Annotated in this window: 16 protein-coding genes; 7 read left to right on the forward strand and 9 right to left on the reverse strand. The window is 72.1% G+C overall.

Features of this window, described 5'->3' with window-relative positions; translation table 11 throughout:
- Window positions 1–60: 60 nt before the first annotated feature.
- A complete protein-coding gene (locus AC4OR8_RS01935; protein WP_492163886.1) occupies window positions 61–669 on the reverse strand; it encodes a TetR family transcriptional regulator in 609 nt (202 codons plus the stop codon).
- A gap of 98 nt (window positions 670–767) precedes the next feature.
- Here AC4OR8_RS01935 and AC4OR8_RS01940 point away from each other — a divergent pair, with 98 nt between their 5' ends.
- On the forward strand, window positions 768–2,237 hold the full coding sequence (locus tag AC4OR8_RS01940) for an MDR family MFS transporter (RefSeq protein WP_492163887.1): 1,470 nt from the start codon (window positions 768–770) through the stop codon (window positions 2,235–2,237).
- Window positions 2,238–2,396: 159 nt separating this feature from the next.
- On the opposite strand, the gene AC4OR8_RS01945 is transcribed toward AC4OR8_RS01940, so the two are convergent.
- The 8 genes from AC4OR8_RS01945 to AC4OR8_RS01980 all read right to left on the reverse strand — a co-directional run bounded on the left by AC4OR8_RS01945 (window position 2,397) and on the right by AC4OR8_RS01980 (window position 11,170).
- Window positions 2,397–3,167 carry an NADPH-dependent F420 reductase gene (locus AC4OR8_RS01945; protein ID WP_492164460.1) on the reverse strand — a complete coding sequence of 257 codons (771 nt, stop codon included), beginning with the start codon at window positions 3,165–3,167 and terminating at the stop codon, window positions 2,397–2,399.
- A gap of 2 nt (window positions 3,168–3,169) precedes the next feature.
- The gene (locus AC4OR8_RS01950) at window positions 3,170–4,750 is read right to left on the reverse strand and encodes an MFS transporter (protein WP_492163888.1); all 1,581 of its coding nucleotides are present in this window, start codon (window positions 4,748–4,750) and stop codon (window positions 3,170–3,172) included.
- 116 nt (window positions 4,751–4,866) lie between these two features.
- On the reverse strand, window positions 4,867–6,207 hold the full coding sequence (locus AC4OR8_RS01955; protein WP_492163889.1) for an NtaA/DmoA family FMN-dependent monooxygenase: 1,341 nt from the start codon (window positions 6,205–6,207) through the stop codon (window positions 4,867–4,869).
- A gap of 140 nt (window positions 6,208–6,347) precedes the next feature.
- On the reverse strand, window positions 6,348–6,920 hold the full coding sequence (locus AC4OR8_RS01960) for a TetR/AcrR family transcriptional regulator (protein ID WP_492163890.1): 573 nt from the start codon (window positions 6,918–6,920) through the stop codon (window positions 6,348–6,350).
- Between the two features lie 129 nt (window positions 6,921–7,049).
- Window positions 7,050–8,009 (reverse strand): SIS domain-containing protein, encoded by a 960-nt coding sequence (locus AC4OR8_RS01965; RefSeq protein WP_492163891.1) that lies wholly within the window; start codon window positions 8,007–8,009, stop codon window positions 7,050–7,052.
- Complete coding sequence (locus AC4OR8_RS01970) at window positions 8,009–9,223, reverse strand: hypothetical protein (RefSeq protein WP_492163892.1); 1,215 nt, start codon at window positions 9,221–9,223, stop codon at window positions 8,009–8,011. The genes AC4OR8_RS01965 and AC4OR8_RS01970 overlap by 1 nt, the downstream gene beginning before the upstream one ends.
- Before the next feature lie 7 nt (window positions 9,224–9,230).
- The gene (locus tag AC4OR8_RS01975; protein WP_492163893.1) at window positions 9,231–10,541 is read right to left on the reverse strand and encodes a glycosyltransferase; all 1,311 of its coding nucleotides are present in this window, start codon (window positions 10,539–10,541) and stop codon (window positions 9,231–9,233) included.
- Complete coding sequence (locus AC4OR8_RS01980; RefSeq protein ID WP_492163894.1) at window positions 10,538–11,170, reverse strand: TetR/AcrR family transcriptional regulator; 633 nt, start codon at window positions 11,168–11,170, stop codon at window positions 10,538–10,540. Before AC4OR8_RS01980 ends, AC4OR8_RS01975 begins: the two co-directional genes overlap by 4 nt.
- Before the next feature lie 214 nt (window positions 11,171–11,384).
- Here AC4OR8_RS01980 and AC4OR8_RS01985 point away from each other — a divergent pair, with 214 nt between their 5' ends.
- From AC4OR8_RS01985 to AC4OR8_RS02010, 6 genes are read left to right on the forward strand one after another with little or no spacing between them, the layout of a single operon-like run.
- On the forward strand, window positions 11,385–12,506 hold the full coding sequence (locus AC4OR8_RS01985; protein WP_492163895.1) for a polyamine ABC transporter substrate-binding protein: 1,122 nt from the start codon (window positions 11,385–11,387) through the stop codon (window positions 12,504–12,506).
- Window positions 12,506–13,393, forward strand: coding sequence for an ABC transporter permease (locus tag AC4OR8_RS01990; protein WP_492163896.1), 888 nt, complete (start codon window positions 12,506–12,508; stop codon window positions 13,391–13,393). Before AC4OR8_RS01985 ends, AC4OR8_RS01990 begins: the two co-directional genes overlap by 1 nt.
- Window positions 13,386–14,180 carry an ABC transporter permease gene (locus AC4OR8_RS01995; protein ID WP_492163897.1) on the forward strand — a complete coding sequence of 265 codons (795 nt, stop codon included), beginning with the start codon at window positions 13,386–13,388 and terminating at the stop codon, window positions 14,178–14,180. Before AC4OR8_RS01990 ends, AC4OR8_RS01995 begins: the two co-directional genes overlap by 8 nt.
- Window positions 14,177–15,160: an ABC transporter ATP-binding protein gene (locus AC4OR8_RS02000; protein ID WP_492163898.1), complete on the forward strand. Its 984-nt coding sequence runs from the start codon at window positions 14,177–14,179 to the stop codon at window positions 15,158–15,160. Before AC4OR8_RS01995 ends, AC4OR8_RS02000 begins: the two co-directional genes overlap by 4 nt.
- The gene (locus tag AC4OR8_RS02005; RefSeq protein WP_492163899.1) at window positions 15,157–16,539 is read left to right on the forward strand and encodes an NAD(P)/FAD-dependent oxidoreductase; all 1,383 of its coding nucleotides are present in this window, start codon (window positions 15,157–15,159) and stop codon (window positions 16,537–16,539) included. The genes AC4OR8_RS02000 and AC4OR8_RS02005 overlap by 4 nt, the downstream gene beginning before the upstream one ends.
- A 10-nt stretch (window positions 16,540–16,549) precedes the next feature.
- Window positions 16,550–18,013 carry an aminobutyraldehyde dehydrogenase gene (locus AC4OR8_RS02010; RefSeq protein WP_492163900.1) on the forward strand — a complete coding sequence of 488 codons (1,464 nt, stop codon included), beginning with the start codon at window positions 16,550–16,552 and terminating at the stop codon, window positions 18,011–18,013.
- The last annotated feature ends 51 nt before the right edge of the window (window positions 18,014–18,064 follow it).

An 18,064-nucleotide genomic window follows, 5' to 3' on the forward strand; every position in this document is an offset into this window, starting at 1 on the left:
AGCGGCCCCGTCAAGGCCACCGTGGCGGTCGACCTCGCCCACCTGGGGACCTGGGACGCCCTAGCTCCCCACGGCGGCGCGGAGCAGCCGGCAGGTCTCGGCATAGGTCTCCAGCAGGTCGATCGTGCGACCGGCCTCGCGCGCCTCCGCCCACCTGTCGAGGGCCACCCGCACCGTCACGCCGGCCGCCTCGACCGCGACCCTCGGCGCCAGGTCGTCCTCGGCGCCGACGAGGTCGCGGAGCCGGACGACCAGGGCATCGGTGCGTTCTTCGTCGTAGGCGATCGCGGCCAGGCGCAGTGCCGGCTCGTGCTGCATCAGACGGCGTACGCGCAGCAGCAGGCGACCCGGCTCGCTGCGTCCGTCGTCGAAGGCGAGCATCACCTCGCGCCACACCTCCTCGAGCTGGTCGAGGAGAGGACGCGTGGCGACCAGCTGCTGGAGGAGCACCTCGACCCGCTCGTCGAGGTCGACGTGCGGCACCAGGGCAGCGCGTTCCTTGGTCGGGAAGTAGCGGAAGAACGTCCTGGGTGAGATGCCCGCCGCGCGCGCGATGTCGTCGACGGTCGTGCGGTCGACGCCCCGGTCCTCGAACAGGTCGAGTGCGGCGTCGCCGATCTCGCGCTCGGTCTGGCGTCGTCGGCGCTCGCGCAGGGCGGTCTGGGACACAGGTGCAGCCTACGCGGAACAAAGTCAGATACCGTCAGGTTGGCAGTGACTGCCACACCGGCATGCGCCGCCAGCGACCCGACACCAGGAGCCCCGCCGTGACCCCCACCCTCGACGCCGCCCGGACGAAGCGCCTGATCGCGCTGCTCGTCGGCTCCGCGTTCGTCGTCATCCTCAACGAGACGATCATGAGCGTCGCCCTGCCCGAGCTGATGCGGGAGTTCGACGTGGAGGCGACCACCGCGCAGTGGCTGACCACCGCCTTCCTGCTGACGATGGCGGTCGTCATCCCGGTCACCGGGTTCCTGCTGACCCGGTTCCCGCTGCGCACCGTGTTCGTGGCGGCGATGGGCTCCTTCAGCGCCGGCACCCTGGTCGCCGCGCTCGCCCCGACGTTCCCGCTGCTGGTCACGGGCCGGGTCGTCCAGGCGGTCGGCACGGCGCTGATGATGCCGCTGCTGATCACCACCATCCTCAACCTGGTAGAGCCCGAGCGCCGCGGCCGGATGATGGGCACGATCTCGATCGTCATCTCCGTCGCCCCCGCGATCGGCCCGACCGTGTCGGGCCTGGTGCTCGACTCCCTGTCGTGGCGCTGGATGTTCTGGCTCGTGCTGCCCATCGCCCTGGTCTCGCTGGGCCTCGGCGTGAGCTGGGTGCGCAACGTGACCGAGCCGCGCCGCGTGCCCGTCGACGTCACCTCGGTCGTCTTGTCGGCCCTCGCCTTCGGTGGCCTCATCTACGGCCTCAGCAGCATCGGCGAGAGCGCGGCCGGCGACGTCCCGGTCGCCCCCTGGATCCCGCTCGCGGCGGGCGCCGCGGCCCTCGTCGCCTTCGTCCTGCGGCAGACCACGCTGAGGGACCGGGCGCTGCTCGACCTGCGCGCCTTCGCCGTCCCGTCGTTCTCCATCGCGGTCGCGCTCGTGGCGGTCAGCATGATGGCCCTGTTCGGCACCCTGATCCTGCTGCCCCTGTTCCTCCAGAACGTGCTCGGCCTCACCACGCTGCAGACCGGTCTCGTGCTGCTGCCCGGCGGGCTGGCCATGGGCCTGCTGGCACCGGTCGTCGGACGCGTCTACGACCGCGTCGGACCCCGGCCGCTCGTCGCCCCCGGCGCGGCCGTCACCAGCGCCGCCCTGTGGGGCATGACCACCCTGGACGTCGCGTCGGGTCGTCCGGAGGTGATCGCCCTGCACGTGCTGATGAGCATCGGCCTGGCCCTCATGTTCACCCCGCTGCTGACCTCGGCCCTCGGCTCGCTCCCCCAGCACCTCTACTCCCACGGCAGTGCGATCGTCTCCACCCTCCAGCAGGTCGCCGGCGCCGCGGGCACCGCGCTGTTCATCACGGTGATGTCCCGCGGCATCGCCTCCGGCACCGACGCCGGCGCGTCGGTGGTCGACGCCACCGCCGACGGCATCCACACCGCGCTCATGTACGGCGGTGCGATCTCGGCCGTCGCCGTCCTCGTCGCCCTCTTCGTACGACGTCCCGAGGCGCAGGCCGCCGCGGCGCAGCCCGGGCACGAGCGCGACGAGGTCGCCGTTGGCGCCCCCGGCGCGCGGTGACCCTGGTGCCCGGTGACCCTGGTGCCCGGTGCAGGTTCGCCGCCGTCCTGGGCCCACGGCACCAGGTCGCCCGGCGCCTGCAGGCCCTGGAACCCCGGTCCGGCTGGTCGACGAACCGGCGCCACCTCGAGCCGGACTCACGTCTCGTACGAGCGACCCTCAGCCGTAGCAAGCGCGGTTGAGGGCCACGAGGAACTTGCCGTCCACCGTGCCTCCGGCGCGGAGGTACTCGCCGATCGATGCCATGGCCAGGTCTCGGCGCTGGGGAATGCGGTCCCTGTCGGCCGCTGCCAGGAAGGCCGGCATCTCCTCGCGCGTGCGATCGGTGCAGTACACCGGCGCGCCCGGTTGTTGGCGCCAGGACCCAGCGAGGGCCCCGGCATCGACCGCGTCGAAGCCGGTCTGCTCGACCAGGAACATCGCGAGCGACCGATGGGCGTGATCGTCAGCCGCGACGGGGATGGCCACACGGCGTGGGTGACCCGGTTCCGTGGCCTTGGCGTCGAACGAGTGCGAGGTGATCGCGTTCCACGCCTTCGCGACGGGGCGGGCGAACAGATCGGTCAGCCAGACGCTCTCGACCTGCCCCTCGTCGAAGTCCCGCATCGCGCCGTCTCGCATCGGGTAGTAGTTGGACGTGTCGATGACCACCGCGTCCTCAGGGGCCGATCCCACCAGGGCCGCGATGTCCTCGTTGCGGTTCATGGGCACCGAGACGATGAGCACCTCGACCCCGTGGGCGGCCTCGGCCGCCGCCACGGCGCGCGCTCCGGTGCTCAGGGCCGCCGCGGCGACCGTCTCTGGACCGCGCGAGTTGGCGATGACGACGTCGTGCCCGCGGCGGCTGAGGCGTCGGGCGATGGTCGAGCCGATCGAACCCGCTCCGATGATGCCGATCTTCACGGGTTCCTCCTCGTAGTTCTCGTTCATCGTCACCTGGCCCCCGTCTGGCGGACCGCTTCGTCGGCACCTGACGCGCCGCCGATCGGCTCGTCTTCGACCGGCCCAGCAGCGCCCAGCGCGCCAGTGGCCGTCCCGTCGGCTGCGGTGGTGTCGGGCGCCGAGCTCGGCGTCCGGTTGACGAAGAAGGCGCCCAGCAGGACGACCACGCCGATGGCCAGGGCGGTCAGGAAAGCGGCGTGCGCGGCGGACGTCGCCTGACCCACGTCGAGCACGCCGGCGTCGCGGGCACCGGATCCGATGGTGTAGGCCGAGATGAACACCGCACCGAAGGCGGCACCGGCGAGCTGCTGGGCGGCAGCGAAGGCCGAGGCGCCGTGCGGATAGAGCTCGGGGCGCAGGCCGCTCATCGCACTGGTCGTGAGCGTCGCCCACATCGCGGCCTGCGCGCTGGTGAACACCAGCCACGCGACGATCAGCGTGACCACGCTGGTGCTCTGGTCCACCCGGCTGAGGAACCACAGGACGGCCAGCCAGATGACGGCAGCGGGGACCAGCAAGGGACGTGGGCCGAGGCGGTCGTACGCCCGGCCGCTCACCGCCGCGAAGATCGGGATCGCCACTCCGCCCGGGACGAGGAAGAGGCCGAGCTGGAGGATGCTCAGGCCGGTGACGTTGGTCAGCACCAGCGGCAGCACGACCAGCAGGCCGATCGCGTTGCCCGCGACGAGGAGCATCACCAGGAGGGGCGCGGTGAACGACCTCGCGAGGAAGATCCGCATGTCCAGGAACGCGTCGTCGCGGCGTTGCAGCGGGATCTGCCGCAGGACGAACGCCACCAGGCCCGCCAGACCCACCGCGATCGGCAGGTACGGCGTGATCGGGGCGTGTCCGGAGGACGCTTCACCGATCAGGGAGAGTCCGTAGACCAGGCCTCCGAACCCGAGTGCGGACAGCAGCAGCGACGGCACGTCCAGGGCCACCGGCTCCGGGGTGGTGGTGTTGCGCAGCTTCCAGGCACCCAGGACCAGGGCGGCGACCGCGAACGGCAGCATCAGGATGAACAGCCATCGCCAGCTCAGCGTCGACAGCACGAGACCTGACAGGGCCGGCCCGACCGCCGGCGCCACGGCCGGGACGGCCGTGGTGATCGCCATCATCTGGCCGCGGCGACCGACCGGGACCAGACGCATGGTCGTGGTCATCAGCAGGGGCAGGAAGACGGCGGTGCCGGACGCCTGGACGACCCGGCCGAGCACCAGGACGCCGAACGTCGGCGCGGTCGCGGCGAGCGTCGTGCCCAGGATGAACAGCGACATCGCGACCAGGAAGATCGTGCGCATGTGGAACCGCCGCATCACGAAGCTGCTGGCCGGGATCAGCACGGCCATGGTCAGCAGGAAGCCGGTCGTGACCCACTGCCCGGTGCTCGGGGTGACCCCGAAGTCCTCGATCAGCGTCGGGAGCGCGACCCCGAGGAGCAGCTCGTTGAGGAAGACGATGAACGTCGAGACGATCAAGATCCCGATGACCAGGGCGACACCCGGCGGGAGCCGTCCATCGGGGTCAGTCGTCGGGCTCGCTGCTGCGGAGTCGGGTGGCGATGTCGTCATGGTGATGTCTCTCTTCGTGTTCGGGGTGGGCCGACCGGTGGCGCAGCGGCGGGGCACGGTCGAGCCTCGTTCGGGGGTGGTGGCTGGAGGGGCGCCGGGCGCAGTCGGCGGCGCGGTCAGTGGTCGGGCAGCGCCTGGAGGCGCGGGTCGAGGCCGTACTGCTCCGGGATCCCGAGGTTGTCGCGCAGGGTCTGTCCGGCGTACTCGCCCGGGTAGAGGCCCCGGGCGCGCAGGACGGGGACGACCTCGTCGACGAAGGCGTCCATGCCGGACTCGGCGAGGTCCGGGATGACCCAGAACCCGTCGGCGGCCTCGGCGTCGAACCACTCCTGGAGGTGGTCGGCGGCGAGCTCGGCCGGACCGACGACTGTCGGGTGGAAGTCGATGACGCCGTGGGCGAGGACGTCGCGCACGGACCATCCCTGTCGTGCCACCCGCAGGGCGATCTCGGACCTCGGGTCGACGGGTGCCGCGAAGGCGCGTGCGAGCTCGCCGGAGGTGAGGGGGTCGTCCAGGCGATCGGGACCGAGGTGCAGCCCGAGCATCTGACCGAGCATCTGCACGCGGGCTGCTGGTGCCTCGCCGGTCACGGCCAGTCGGCGGTCCAGCCCCTCGCGGACCGACGGCGCCACCGTGGTCATCAGACCTGGGAAGTACTTGACCTCGTCGGGGTCGCGGCCTGCGCGACGTGCGGCCTCACGCACCATCGCGCGCTGCTGATGGGCCTCCTCGATCGTCCAGACCTCCGCGATGAACCCGTTCGCGTAGCGGCCGGCGAGCTCGAGCAGGTGCGGGCTCGGTCCCCCGGCCGTGAAGACGACCGGCTGTCCTTGCTCGGACGGCGGGATGGGCAGCGGACCGCGGGCCGCCACGTGCTCACCCTGGAGGTTCACCGGGCGCAGCTTGGCCGGGTCGAAGTAGCGTCCCGAGTCGCGGTCGCCGATCCAGGCGTCCATCTCCCAGCTCCCCCACAACGCCTGGACGACCTGGATCGTCTCGTGCGCCCGCTGGTACCGCTCGGAGCGGCCGGCCACCGGCTTCCCGTAGTTCGCCGCAACGGCCGGGTCGCTCGTCGTCACGGCGTTCCAACCCGCGCGTCCGTGACTCATCACGTCGAGGGCCTTGAACTGGCGCGCCAGGTTGTAGGGCTCCTGGAATGTCGTCGACCCCGTCGCCACGAGGCCGATGTGCGAGGTCTCGCGCGCGACCGCCGCCAGGGCGAGCATCGGGTCCATCGTCATGCCCAGGCCGGCACGCTCTTCCCCGCCCCGCACGGCGGCGAAGTCCGGGAGGAACATGAAGGAGAACCCTCCGCGCTCGGCCGACCGCGCGACACGCACCTGCGCATCCGTGCTCGCGAAGCTGTACGGATCGACCCCGGGTGCCCGCCAGGCGTTGACCAAGCCCCCGTAGCTCGATCCGAGCATGCCGCCCAGGATCATCTGACGGCCGGTCATGCTCCGGGCCTCGCCGGCGGCGCGGCCTTGTCCCTCAGCAACACGTGCATCTCCTCGACTCAACGAAACGGGGTCATCCCCCGTATCGCAAACAGGGGGAGCCCCCAGTTATTCCGAGGACGCACCGGACGAGGGTCAGCTCACGCGGACCAGCCGTCCCTCAGCAACTCCCTGAGGTGCTGCCGCGACCTGCGGTCGGCCATGGAGGCCCCCCTCAACCAGCTGACCGCCAGCGCCCCCAGGAAGAGATCCCGGCCCCTGACCCCCGGGCGCGCGTGGCCGTCCTCCTGCGCAGCGCGCAACAGTCGGTCGGACGACTCGACGAACCCCACACAGGTCGTGGCCAGCGGGTTGTGCTCCTCGAGGAACGCACTGCGCAGGGGGCCCGGAAGGCCCTCGTAGGCACCGAAGAAGTCCTCCATCGCCACGAGCCACGCCTCGAGAGCGGCGCCGCTGTCGCTCATGGCCTCGATCCGCTCGATCTCGGCCTCGATCTGGGTCGCGCGGCGTTCGAGGACCTCGGCCAGCAGGGCGTCCCTGCTCGGAAAGTGCCGGTAGAGGGTGGCTGACCCGACGCCGGCGTCTCGAGCGACGGCCTCCAACGAGGCCCCGACACCATCGGCTGCGAAGTGGCGCTCGGCCTGCGCGAGGATCTCCGACCTGTTGCGCTCGAAATCGGCCCGTGGTCGCCGCGCGCGTGCCTCGGTGGCCACAGGCATCTCCTCATCGCTGTTGCGACGGACCCGTGGGGCGACCGGCGGTCGTCGGCACGACCCGGTCGGGCCTCGTGCCCAGTTTACCGTCGGGCCGGGTGTTGACGGACGCGCAGGCCCAACCGGCCGTCACCCAGCCAGCCACAGCCGAGCAGCCACGAGCTCCCCGACCAGCACCTCGGTGAGCAACCGGACGTCGTCGGCGTCGTCGCCCGGGTAGCGCAGGGTGCAGGCCGCGTCCTCCAGCTCGCCGCCGACCGTGACCACGGTCGTCGAGCGGGGCAGGGTCCACTCGAGGATGCCCGCGTCCCAGCCGGAACCGGCGAAGGAGAGCAGCCGGTAGTCGGTGTTCTTGGTGAGGTAGACGTCCACGTGCGCCCAGTCGCCGGTCTCGCAGGCGACGGCGGCGCGACGCGGGCCCTCGCGGAGCATCAGCGCCGCCTGCTGGGCAGACGACAGGCGCCGGGCCGGGGCGACCACGTGGACGCCCGCAGGTCCGTCGAGCAGCGACGTCACCTCCGGGAGCCAGGACGCCTGCGTCGACAGCAGGTGCGAGGTCGCGGTGGCCGAGCCCAGGACGGTCGACACGAGGGGGTCGAGGGCGTCGCCGAGCAGGTGGGCCTCGAGGGCGAGCAGCAGCACCAGCGTGTGCTGGAACGACCGGCACGCCACCCCGCCCTCCTCCACGCCCGCCTCCATCGCGACCACCATCGAGCAGCGTGACGCCAGCTCGGAGCCAGGTGTGTTGGTCAGCGCCACGACGGTCGCGTCCGGGTGCACGCGGCGCAGTGCGTCGAGGGTCTCGACCGAGCCGCCGCCGGCGGAGATCGCGACCACGAGGGTGCCCTCGCCCCAGGCGGGCAACAGGTCGCTGCTGGCCAGCTCGGCAACGGCGACGAGGCCCCTCGCGCGCATCCGGGCGGCGGCGACCGATGCGGCGTACGCCGAGGAGCCCATCCCGACGAGCACGACGCGCGAGGGCCCGGGATCCAGCCCCGCCCACGGATTCCCCCTGCCGAGCACGGCGGCGAGGTCGCGCAGCGCGGTCGGCTTGCGCTGCACGTCGGTCAGGAAGGCCGAGGGTTCCATCAGGACTCCGTAGCGGTCAGCGGCAGCAGCGCCGGGAGCGCCGCCTCGGGAACGTAGGACCAGCGCGGCAGGTGCACCGCGGCGTAGCTGAACTCGCGGCACACCTGCCGCAGCCGGAAGCCGCGCACGAGTCCGGGCTGGTGCAGCGCCGGACGGCCGTGGGCCGCGACGGTGGCGGCGTACGTCGACACGAACGCCTCCTCGCACGCGTCGGCGGCGGCTGACGCGGTGGCGAGGTCGTGGTGCGGCTCGTGGCGGCGCAGCACCAGGGCGGCGTGCTGGATCGACTGCGCCAGCCCCGCCACGTCGAGGGCGGGGGGCTGCGGAAGCAGCCGCTGCGCGAGGGGGACGACAGGGTTGCCGTCGAAGTCGGTGACGACGTAGGTCGCGCCCGGGCCCGCACCCTGCCGGAGCACCTGGCCGACGTGGAGGTCGCCGTGCACGGGCAGGAGCGGCGAGCCGCAGGCGGCCGCGGGAGGCCGGGTGCCGGCGCGGACCGCGGCGGCCCGCCGGGCCAGCACCTCGTGCGGCTCGCCCGATGTCACGGCCAGCGCCTGCTCGAGGTCGCGGTCGGCGCCGGCCTCCCAGTCGGCGAGGTCGTCGCGAGTCGCCTCGTGGACGCCGTCCGCGGCGAGGGCGACGTGCAGCCGCCCGACCAGGTCGCCGAGCCGGTGACCGGTCTCGCGGACCACCTCGGTCGAGCCGTCGAGGACGGCGTCACGCAGGTCGTCGACGGCCCAGGTCCACCCGTCGAGCGCACCCGAGAGCAGCGTGTCGACGGTCGCCAGCAGCCGGGGCGCGTCGTCCCCGCTCGCGCGCCACTCCAGCAGCCCCCAGGGCGCGGGCATGCCGTCGAACCCCTGCCGCCGCAGCGCGTCCACGACCGTCGGCGCCGGGTGGGGCCCGGGCTCGGCGGCCCGGAACCACTTGACCACCGCCTGCTCCCCCACGACCACGGACTCGTTGGTCTGGTCGACGCCGACCGACCGCTCGCCCGACACCGCCGTGTGCGCCCAGGTGGTGACCTGGAAACGCCCCAGCCGACGGGTGCCCCCGCCGAGCAGGGCGACCAGCGCGGTGGCCGCGCCGTCCCCGCTCGCGGCCCGGCGGTCGGCGTCGACGACCCACGGCACGGGTCGCGGAAGGCCGTCGCCCTCGTCGGCGAGGAGCAGGACGAGGCCGGGGGCGAGCGGCAGGCGGTCGAGGACGATCACCTGGGCGTCACGTGCGGGAAGCCACGTGCTCGAGACCGACCCGCTCGATGACGGCGGCTCCCACCTCCAGGCCGTCGCGTGCCCGGATCCGCTCACCGAGCGCGGCCATGGAGGCACGCAGGTCGGCGTCGGCGAGCAGCCGGTCGATCGCGCCGGTCAGCTCCTCGTCGGTGAAGTCGTAGGTCGCCAGCCGGACGCCGAAGCCGAGCTCGTCCACCCGCTGCGCGTTGTCGTACTGGTCCCAAAACAGCGGCAGCACGACCATCGGCTTGCCGAAGTGCAGCGCCTCGGTGGTGGTGTTGTTGCCGCCGTGGGTGATGACCAGGTCGACCTGGGGGATGACCTTCGTCTGCGGCAGGGACTGCTCGCCCACCATGTTGTCGGCCAGGGTGATCAGGTCGGCCTGCGGTCCCTTGCTGACGATGAAGCGGTGCCGGCTGCGGCCCAGCACCTCGACCAGCCGCTTCATCAGGTCGACGTCGGCACCGCCGAGGGACCCGAGCGAGAGGTAGATCAGGGCGCTGCCCTCCGGGCGGTCGGCGACCGCGGCCGGCACGTCGTACTCCTCGTCGGTGAGCCGGACACTGGAGTCCAACCGCGTCCACGACCGGTCCAGCGGACGCTCTGCGACGTAGTCGGCCTCCTCGGGGAACACGTAGAGGTTGGCGGCGTTGTCGCGCGGCATGAACTCCAGGTCGGGCAGGGGTGCGGCGCCCTGCTCCACGACCCAGGCGTTGAAGGACTGCCACAGGTCGCGGTGGGTCCGGTCCAGCTCCTGGCGGTAGGGCGCCCAGCTGGCCGGGTCTGCCTGCGCGAGGCCCGAGAGGCCGGGGGCCACCCCGGGGCCGGGCACCTCGAGCGGGTTGCAGGAGACGATCCGGACGAACGGGGCGCCACTGGTCGTCAACGCGGGGAACAGCACGACGTTGTCCTCGACCACGACGTCGGGCCGGACGTCGGCCAGGATCGCCCGCAGGGCCGGCTCGGCGTACTGCGCCCCGTCGATCAGCGCCTGGTAGGTCGGTCGCACGAAGGTCTCGAGCTGCTCGGTGGTGCTCTTGCGGAACTCCGGTGCGGTCTCGGCGATGAAGTCGGTCCAGAACTGGCCCGCGTCCTCCTCGCCGGCGCCGGGGTCGGGCGCGGCGAGGTCGATCAACCGCTCCTCGAACCCGAGGGGCGCGAGCCGGCCGGCCCAGGACGACTCGGAGGCGAAGACCACCCGGTGCCCGCGCTTGAGCAGCAGGTCGCCGAGCCCGATGCACTGGTTGGTCGGCCCGTACGCGGACTCGGGGAGGAACAGCACGGTCAGCTGGGTCATGCGGGATCTCCTGCATCGGGGACGGTCGGGTCGGGCTGGTCGAGCGGGTGACCGGTCGCGAGCCGGGCGTAGTCGAGGATCAGCTGGGTGGCGACGCCGTGCCCGATGGTCGCGTGCCGAGCCACCATCCGGTAGCCGTAGGCGTCCTCGAGGGCGACGATGTTGCGGGCCACGGTCTGGGACGGCTGGGCCAGCGTGAAGACGCCGGAGGCGGCCCCGTCCTCCAGGATCACCTGGTACATCGCGACCTGGCGGTCGTAGAGCGACGTGAGCATGGCGGCGTAGCGCGGGTAGCGACCGGCGGCGCCGCCCAGCTCGCACAGCAGCCGGACCGCCTCGTCCTCCGAGTCGCGCGGGAGGCCCGAGGCGATGGTGACGACCAGCTTGCGGTCCGGGGTGATCGGCCCGCTGATCGCCTTCAGCCGCTGGTCGTAGAAGCGCTCCATTCCGGCCCGGTTGGCCTCGACGAGCAGCGTCTGGATGTCGGGGAAGTGGTAGAGGATCGCGCCCGAGGTGAGGCCGGCGACCTGAGCGACGTCCTTGAGGCGCACGTCGGCGCCGTGCTCGGCGACCGCCTTCTGGGCGGCGGCCAGGAGATTCTCACGGCGCTCCTTACGACCGACTGCCATGGCTCTCCTCGAGTCGGCGGGCTGTCGGGAGGAGCCTGCCAGGTCAGTTCCGAAAATTGAAGATGTGTTCAGTGAACGGGGTGTTTCGGTGCGAAAAGACTGTGTTTCGGCCATTGCGTTCCCTGAACTTAGGTGCAAGGTTCTCGGGTCAAGGCGACCCGCACCGAGGTCAGATCACGTTCCCCGGGCCCTCGGCCCGAGACCGGAGAGAGCCATGAACACCAGCATCCGCCGTCCCCGTCGCATCGCGGCCGCGGCCGTTCTCGGGACCGCTCTGACCCTCGTCGTCGCGGGCTGCGGAGGGGACAGCGAGTCCGCCGCCGAGCCCAGCGAGCTCGACCCCGAGGCCGACCTCAGCACGCAGACCATCGTGGTCTCCAACTGGGACGCCTACATGCCCGACGACATCGCCGACGTCGTCAAGAAGGAGACCGGCGCGACCGTCGAGGTGACCTCGCACGCCACCAACGAGGACATGGTCGCCAAGGTCACCGGGTCCGGCGGCGAGGGCCTCGACGTCGTCTTCGGCTCGCAGCCCTACCTGGAGGCACTCGCCAGGGCCGGGATGCTCGAGCAGCTCGACACCGAGTTCCTGGACAACTGGGGCAACCTGGAGCCCGCGGCCGTCGAGACCGCCGAGGTCGACGGCGACGCCTACTGGGCGCCGTACACCTGGGGCACCACCGGGATCTGCTACCGCTCCGACCTCGTCGACGAGGCCCCGACCAGCTGGTACGACCTGCTCGAGCCGACCGCGGCCAACCAGGGCAAGGTGACGATGATGGGCACCGAGCGCTGGGCGATGCTGCCGGCCCTCAAGGCCCTCGGCTACTCGGTGAACACCACCGACGAGGGGGAGCTCGCCGAGGCCAAGGACCTGATGCTGGCCGCGAAGCCGAACCTGCTGGCCTACGACGACACCACGTTCTACGAGCGCCTGATCAGCGGCGAAGCCACGATGACCCAGGCCTGGGACGGGTGGTGCAACTACGGCACCGCCGAGGACGAGAACATCAAGTTCGTCGTGCCCGAGGAGGGCTCGGACCTGTGGACCGACGGCATCGCGGTGCTGAAGTCCTCGGAGAACAAGGAGGCCGCCTACGCCTTCATCGACACCATCCTCGAGGCGAAGACGCACGCCTGGGTCGAGGAGAACATCCTCTACAACATCCCCAACCAGGCCGCCCTGGCCGAGGTGCCGGCCACGCTGACCAAGTCCTACGACACGCTGGGCGCCCGTCGTGAGGAGATGCTCGCCGGGGAGAACATGACCGACGTCGGCGACGACGCCGCTGCGCTCTACAACCAGATCATCACCGAGGTCACGGCGTCCTGATGTCGACCAGCCCGCACGGCGGACTCGGGGCGCGGCTGCGCCGCGGCGTGGAGCCCGCCGTGCTGCTGGGCCCGGGCCTGCTGTTCTACGCCGTCCTCGTGGCGGTGCCGGTCGGCCTGGTGACCGGCTACATGTTCGCCCGTCGTGGCCGCTTCGGGGGCGTCGAGTGGGAGCTCGGGTTCGACAACTTCGCCCGCGTCACCGACTCGGTCTACCTCGAGGTCTTCCGCGAGTCCCTCGGGCTGGCGCTCCTCGCCACCCTGATCGCGCTGCTCATCGGCTACCCCACGGCGTACGCGATCGCCAAGCTGCCGCCGCGGTGGCGGACGGTGGCGCTGGTCATGGTCGTGGTGCCGTTCTGGACGAACTTCCTGATCCGGGTCTACGCCTGGATCGTGCTCCTCAACAGCCAGGGCCTGCTCAACGACCTGCTGGTCGGGCTGGGGATCGTCGAGGAGCGGTTCACCCTGCTCTACACGCCGGGTGCGGTCGTCGTCGGTCTCGTCTACTCCTACCTGCCGTTGATGATCCTGCCGCTCTACGCCGCGATCGAGAAGGTGGACGACGGGCTGCTCGAGGCCTCGACCGACCTGGGCGCCGGGCGGGTCAGGACCTTCCTCGGCGTCCAGCTGCCGCTCACGCTGCCCGGCATCGTCACCGGATCGATCCTGGTGTTCGTCCCGAGCCTGGGCAACTTCGTCGTGCCCGAGCTGCTCGGCGGCGGCAAGACCGTCATGGTCGGCAACCTGATCCGCGACCAGTTCCTCAAGGCGCAGGACTGGCCGTTCGGGTCGGTGCTCGCGATGATGGTCGTGGCCCTGCTGGTCCTGCTCTTCCTGGGCCAGGCGTGGGTGACCCGGCGCGTCGAGGGCGGTGCTCGTGCCTAGCCGCGCAGCCGGGCGCCGTACCGGGCTCGGGTGGCTGTGGCTGCCGCTGGTCCTGTGCGCGCTCTTCCTCTACCTGCCGATCCTGGTGCTGGTCGCGATGTCGTTCAACGGCGGCGGCTCGGCCTACACCTGGGACGGCTTCAGCCTCCGCTGGTACGGCGAGCTGGCTCGCGACAGCGACCTCGTCCAGGCCGTGGTCACCTCCCTCGGGATCGCGGCCGGAGCGACGGTGGTCGCCACCGTGCTCGGCACCCTGCTCGCGGTCGGCCTCGCCCGCTACACGCGGTCCAAGATGCTCGAGGCCGCCGCGATGGCGCCTGCGATCCTTCCCGACCTGGTGCTGGCGATCGGGCTGTTGGCGTTCTTCTACGCGGCCGGCATCCCCAAGAGCGCGCTCACCATCATGCTCGCCCACGCCGCCTTCGGGACGGCCTTCGTGGTCGCGGTCGTCCGGTCCCGCCTCGCCGGCTCCGACGCCGCGCTCGAGGAGGCCTCCCGCGACCTCGGTGCCGGCGCGCTCCCGACGTTCGTGCTCGTCACCCTGCCCTCGATCGCCCCCGCTGTGGTCGCCGGCGCGTTGCTGGTCTTCACGCTCTCGCTCGACGAGTTCGTGATCGCCTACTTCACCGCTGGGCCGACCACCCGGACGTTGCCGATCAACGTCTACGCGATGGTGCGCACCGGCGTCACTCCCGAGATCAACGCCCTCGCGACCGTGCTCGTCCTCATCAGCGTCACCGTCGTCGTCGTGGCCGCGCGAGCGGTGCGCAGAACGGAGAAGTCATGACCACCACCCCCCTGCTCGAGGTGCGCGAGGCGAGTCGGTCCTTCGGCCACGTCCGCGCGCTGGACGCGGTCTCGCTGACGATCGCGGAGAACGAGTTCTTCGCCCTGCTCGGACCCTCCGGCTGCGGCAAGACGACACTGCTGCGCTCGATCGCCGGCTTCGAGCACCCTGACAGCGGCGCGGTCCTGCTCGGTGGTGCCGACCTGTTGGCCCTGCCGCCCCACAAGCGCCCGGTCAACCTGATGTTCCAGTCCTACGCGCTGTTCCCGCACCTCTCGGTCAGGTCCAACATCGCCTACGGGCTGAAGCGGGAGAAGCTGCCGAAGGCACAGGTGGCGGAGCGCGTGGCCGAGGTGCTGGAGACCGTCGGGCTGCAGACCATGGCCGACCGCCGCCCGGCACAGCTCTCCGGCGGTCAGCGGCAGCGGGTCGCGCTGGCGCGGGCCATCGTGAAGCGGCCCCGCCTGCTCCTGCTCGACGAGCCGCTCTCGGCCCTCGACCGCAAGGTCCGCGCCGAGATGCAGCTCGAGCTCAAGCGGCTCCAGCACGAGGTCGGCATCACCTTCGTCGTCGTCACCCACGACCAGGAGGAGGCCATGTCGATGGCAGACCGGATCGCCGTGCTCGCCGAGGGGCGGGTCCAGCAGGTCGCCTCACCGCTCGACCTCTACCGCAACCCGGCCAACCTGTTCGTCGCGGACTTCATCGGGACCAGCAACCTGCTGGCAGGGCCGTCGGACGGCGAGCGGCTGATGGTCCGTCCCGAGGACGCGCGACTGGTCGCGCCCGGCGAGGGCACCCTGGCCGGCACGGTCGTCGACACCCAGTTCCAGGGCGGTACGTCGACCGTCGTGGTCGAGGTCCCCGCTCTCGCCAAGCCGTTCCTGGTCTCCGAGCCGGGTCCGACCCGCGCGGTGCGCGGCACGTCGGTGGGGCTGGCCTGGGACCACTCCGTGATCGTCGGGGAGGGTCTCGCGTGAGCGACGTCCTCGGGGACGCCCGGCCACTGCCGGTCTGGTGGGAGGGTCGCGACACCGGCCCCGTCAGCGAGCCTCTCGCGGGCGAGCGGACCGCCGACCTGGTGGTCGTCGGCGCCGGCCTGACCGGGCTGTGGGCCGCGATCCACGCACTGGAGGAGGAGCCGGGCCGCGACGTCGTCGTCCTGGAGGCCTCCCACGTCGCGGCCGGCGCGTCCGGCCGCAACGGCGGGTTCCTCGCCGAGTCGCTGACCCACGGTCTCGCCCACGGCGTCGCCACCTGGCCCTCCGAGCTGCCCGAGCTGCTCCGGCTCGGTCGCGCCAACGTCGCGGAGATCGACGAGTTCGTGGACCGCGAGAAGGTGGACGCGGACCTGCGCCTGTGCGGCAAGACCGCGATCGCCACCCGCCCGCACGAGGTCGCGGCGCTCCGGGCCGCGCACGAGCTGAACCTCCAGCACGGCGAGGAGTCGACCTACCTCACGGCCGAGGAGGTGCGCGCCGACGTCCACTCCACGTCCTACCTGGCCGGCGTCCGCACCGCCGGCGGCGGCCTGGTGGACCCGTGGGGGTTGACGACCGGCCTGCGCGACGTCGCCCGGAGGCGCGGTGCCGAGCTGCACGAGGGGTCCGCGGTGCGGTCGCTGCAGCGTGAGGGCGACCGCATGGTGGTCCGCACCGACGCCGGCGCGGTCCGGGCCCGCCAGGTGGTGCTGGCGACCAACGCGTTCCCTCCGCTGCTCCGGCGGATCCGTGCCTACGTGCTGCCCGTGTGGGACCACGTCCTGGCCACGGCGCCGCTGACCGCCTCCCAGCTCGACGCGATCGGCTGGGCTGACGGGCAGGGGCTCACCGACGCGGGCAACCAGTTCCACTACTACCGCCGCACCGCCGACGACCGGATCCTGTGGGGCGGCTACGACGCCGTCTACTACTACGGCAACGGAACCCAGGCCGGACGCGAGCAGCGCGAGGCGTCGCACCGGCTGCTGGCCGAGCAGTTCTACGCGACCTTCCCGCAGCTCGCCGAGGTGCGGATGACGCACCGCTGGGCCGGGATCATCGACACCACGTCGCGGTTCACCCCGGTCTTCGGCACGGCACACGCCGGACGGGTGGCCTACGCCGTCGGCTACACCGGCCTCGGCGTCGCGTCGTCCCGCTTCGGTGCACGGGTGGCGCTCGACCTGCTCGCGGGCCGCGAGACCGAGCGGACCGCGCTCGGCATGGTGCGCCGTCGCCCCGTGCCCTTCCCCCCGGAACCGCTGCGATGGGCCTCGGTGCAGGCCACCCGCGCGGCCCTCGCCCGCGAGGACCGCAGCGGCAGCCGTGGCGCGCTGCTGCGCGCGATGGACCGTTTCGGCGTCGGCTTCAACTCATGAGGAGAGCTCTGTGACCACCACCCCCGGCCTGCACCTCGACGGCACCAGCCGTCCCGGCACCGGCAGCACCGTGACGCTCGTCGACCCGGCGTCAGGCGACGACATCTGCGTCGTGGCCCAGAGCTCGGTCGACGACGTCCGGGCCGCGGTCGACTCCGCCGCCGCCGCGTTCCCGGACTGGTCGTCGCGGACGGCGGGTGAGCGGGCCCGCGTCCTCCTCCGGCTCGCCGACCTCCTCGAGGCCGACGGTGACGCGCTGACCGACCTGGAGGTGGCCGAGACCGGCAAGCCGGTGCCTGTGTTCCGTGACGGAGAGCTGCCCTTCGCCGCCGACAACCTGCGCTTCTTCGCCGGCTCCGCCCGCTCGCTCGAGGGCACCGGTGCGGGAGTGCTGAGCACGGGCTTCACCTCGATGCTGGTCCGCCGCCCGCTCGGGGTCGTGGCCGGGATCGCCCCGTGGAACTTCCCGCTGGTGATGGCGATCTGGAAGGTCGGGCCCGCGCTGGCCGCCGGCAACACGATGGTCCTCAAGCCCGCCCCGCAGACCCCGCGCACGACGCTGCGGCTGGCCGAGCTCGCGGCCGAGGCAGGCCTGCCGCCAGGCGTGCTCAACGTCGTCACCGGCGGCGCCGACGTGGGCCAGGCCCTGGTCGCCGACCCGCGGGTCGCGATGGTGTCGGTGACCGGTTCACCGGGCGCCGGGCGCTCGGTGATGGAGACCGCCTCCGCCACCACCAAACGGGTCCACCTCGAGCTCGGCGGCAAGGCGCCGGCCCTGGTCTTCGCCGACGCCGACCTCGAGGGTGCCGCGGGCGCGCTGGTGATGGCCTCGACGTACAACAGCGGGCAGGACTGCACGGCCGCCACCCGCGTCTACGTCGAGAGCAGCGTCGCCGACGAGCTCGCCCGGCGGCTGGCCGAGCGGATGGCCGCGGTCACCTGGGGCCACCCGCGCGACCCCGCCACCGACATCGGCCCGCTGGTCTCGGTGGAGCACCGCGACCGCGTGCACGGATTCGTCACCCGCGCGGTCGCGGCGGGAGCTGAGCTGCTCACCGGTGGCGTGCGACCGGAGGGTCCGGGCGGCTACTACCCGCCCACCTTGCTGCGCGGTGCCGCACAGGACGCCGAGATCGTGCAGCAGGAGGTGTTCGGCCCGGTGCTGGTGCTCGCCACCTTCGACTCCGAGGACGACGCGGTCGTGCTCGCCAACGACAGCGCCTACGGCCTGGCGTCGTCGGTCTGGACCGTCGACGTCGGCAGGGCGCTCCGGGTCGCGCACCGCATCGAGGCCGGCGTCACCTGGGTCAACGACCACCTCCCCATCGCCTCCGAGGCACCGCACGGCGGCGTCAAGGGCAGCGGGTTCGGCAAGGACATGAGCCACGAGGCGGTCCTGGAGTACACCGTGACCCAGCACGTGATGATCAAGCACGCCGAGCGCGAGGCGCACGACTCGTTCCGTCCGGCGTGACCAGGCCGCACGGGGCGTAGGAGGGCACGCCGGGTCCAGGCGCAGGACCCA

Source organism: Nocardioides sp. FY1077, from assembly GCF_058681775.1.